The organism is Pseudomonas sp. PB103 (assembly GCF_009764635.1).
GTDB lineage: Bacteria > Pseudomonadota > Gammaproteobacteria > Pseudomonadales > Pseudomonadaceae > Aquipseudomonas.
In genome coordinates this window covers 1-2,660 of the sequence record NZ_RWIL01000004.1, presented here as the reverse complement: position 1 = coordinate 2,660, position 2,660 = coordinate 1, and the positions used below count along the sequence as shown (strand labels likewise).

The 2,660-nt window shown below is 59.7% G+C and carries 2 protein-coding genes; both read left to right on the top strand.

Annotated elements, in window-relative coordinates; all coding sequences use genetic code 11:
- Positions 1-218: 218 nt before the first annotated feature.
- Complete coding sequence (locus tag EJA70_RS01130) at positions 219-1,187, top strand: LysR family transcriptional regulator (RefSeq protein ID WP_008088899.1); 969 nt, start codon at positions 219-221, stop codon at positions 1,185-1,187.
- Positions 1,188-1,566: 379 nt separating this feature from the next.
- On the top strand, positions 1,567-1,941 hold the full coding sequence (locus EJA70_RS01125) for a DUF6124 family protein (RefSeq protein WP_158829045.1): 375 nt from the start codon (positions 1,567-1,569) through the stop codon (positions 1,939-1,941).
- The last annotated feature ends 719 nt before the right edge of the window (positions 1,942-2,660 follow it).

The following is a 2,660-nucleotide window of genomic DNA, read 5'->3' as shown; positions in this document are numbered from 1 at the left end:
CTGCGATCTTTTGATCTTGATTCCCTTAAACCAAAATCAAAAGATCGCAGCCTGCGGCAGCTCCTACAGGGATCGGCGCAATTCTATGGAAGGCCCTGTACGGCGATAAGCTGGGATTTCTGTGAATCTTTGTTACGGTTAACGAGATAATCCCTTGGTCGGGGGTCTCGCCCCTGAAACTTCGTGTCACAATTTGCCATCTCCCTTGAGAGCACCCCATGGACACTTTGCAAAACATGCGCGCCTTCAGTTGCGTCGCCGAAGCCGGCAGCTTCACCGCCGCCGCCGTGCAACTCGACACCACCACCGCCAACGTCTCGCGCGCGGTCTCCAACCTGGAAGCCCACCTGCAAACCCGCTTGCTCAACCGCACCACCCGCCGCATCGCCCTGACCGAAGCGGGCAAGCGCTACCTGCTGCGCTGCGAACAGATCCTCGCCTACGTCGAAGAAGCCGAAGCCGAAGCCAGCGACGCCCATGCGCGCCCGGCCGGGCAGTTGAAAGTGCACACCATGACCGGCATCGGCCAGCACTTTGTCATCGACGCGATCGCCCGCTACCGCAAGACCCACCCGGACGTGACCTTCGACCTGACCCTGGCCAACCGCGTGCCGGACTTGCTCGATGAGGGCTACGACGTCTCCATCGTGCTCGCCAGCGAACTGCCCGATTCGGGCTTCGTCTCGCAACGCCTGGGCATCACCTACAGCATCGTCTGCGCCTCGCCGGCCTATGTGAAAGCCAACGGCGCCGCGCAAAAGCCCAGCGACCTGCTCAACCACGCCTGCCTGCGCCTGGTCAGCCCGGTGATCCCCTTGGAAAAATGGGCGTTCGACGGCCCGGAAGGCCAGGAAGTGGTTACCATCAACAGCTCACCGTTTCTGGTGAACTCCGCCGACGCGATGAAAACCGCGATCATCAGCGGCATGGGCCTGGGTGTGCTGCCGGTGTATGCGGCGATTGAAGGCTTGCGCAACGGCACTCTCGTTCGCGTGATGCCGAACTACCGCTCGCAGGAATTGAACCTGTATGCGATCTACCCGTCGCGGCAATATCTGGATGCGAAGATCAAAACGTGGGTCGAATACCTGCGCGGGTCGTTGCCAGAAATCCTCGCCGCACACCAAGCCGAACTGGCCGCCTACGAACTCAGCGGCACCCTCGCCGGCGCCCGAGTCGCCAACTGACGTTTAAACACCCCACGCCCCGTAGGAGCTGCCGCAGGCTGCGATCTTTTGATCTTGCCGTTTAAAAATCAAAAGATCGCAGCCTACGGCAGCTCCTACAGATTGAGGATTTCGCGGATGTTTCCGACAGGTTGCGTCGGTTGTCTGTCGGAAGTGAGGTGGATAGGCTTTGGGTGTCGCTGACGAATCAGCGACCGGGCTTGGTCGCTCGGGTTTAGAATGGCGCACTTTTCAAGCTTGCTTAATGGCGAGCCGTGCGTGGGAGAGCTTCGGCTCTGCCGGGTTTCCATTCCCTGGTCGACCAACCCGCGTACGGTTCGCCACCCTATTGCTTGGTCGCAGTGCTTGGCGAACTCCACTTCCCGAATGGAGCTTCACCATGATCAAACCAACACCGAATCCCCCCGAGCTCGACGACACCACCCCCTACGAATTCCCCGGCTCAAAAAGATTCCACGAAGCCGCCGAACGCGCCCTCGACCACTACCTCAAACCCAACGCCCTAACCCTGCGCTTCCACAAACCCAGCACCATGTTCCAGGTCGCCCCCAATCAGGACAACGAAAGCCTGCTGGTCCACGCCTGCGAATCCCTGGCCCAAGCCAGCCTCATGACCAGCGACATCGCCGCCTACATCGAACTGCCGCAGCGAAGGACGATTCTGGCGATCCAGCAAATCATCATGCTCGCCGAACTGGCGGTGAACCGGGCGCTGGATAACCACGAAATAGCCCAAACCCCAACCCACAACTGATTTCTTGTAGGAGCCAAGCTTGCTCGCGAATAGGTCAGCCCATTCAACATTTCAGGTGCCTGATCTACCGCTATCGCGAGCAGGCTCACTCCTACAGTTGGATTGAGTACATTTGGCAGGAATTGGTCGGCTGTCGGGCCGCCATCGCTGGCAAGCCAGGCTCCCACAGAAATTGTGTGCGGTCAGAACGAAATGGGTCGGCTGTCAGGCCGCCATCGCGAGCAGGCTCACTCCTACAGTTGGATTGGGTGCATTCAGCTGGAAAATGGTCGGCTGTTGGGCCGCCATCGCTGGCAAGCCAGGCTCCCACAGGAATTGTGTGCGGTCTGAAAGAAATGGGTCGGCTGTCAGGCCGCCTTCGCGAGCAGGCTCTGCTCCTACAAAAGCAAAAGCACAAGCAAGATCAAAGGATCGCAGCCTGCGGCAGCTCCTACACAGGATGAGCGCAAGCTCGACAAAGCTTTTGATCTTGATCCACGAGCGACGTCGGAAGGCTGAGTGGAGGGATTGATCCGGGGGTGGGAGCGCAGCGACCGTTTGGCGCAGCCAAACACAGCGAGAGGAGGTGCAGCGCAGCAAACCGTAGGCGCTGCCCCCGGATCAATCCCGCAGCGAAGGAACCCCGAGCCCCAGCGAGCGGGCCGAACGCAGGAGCAAAGCCTTTTCGGTTACCTTTTCGGCGTTTGGAAAAGGTGACTCGCCGTAAGGGCGAAACCTCA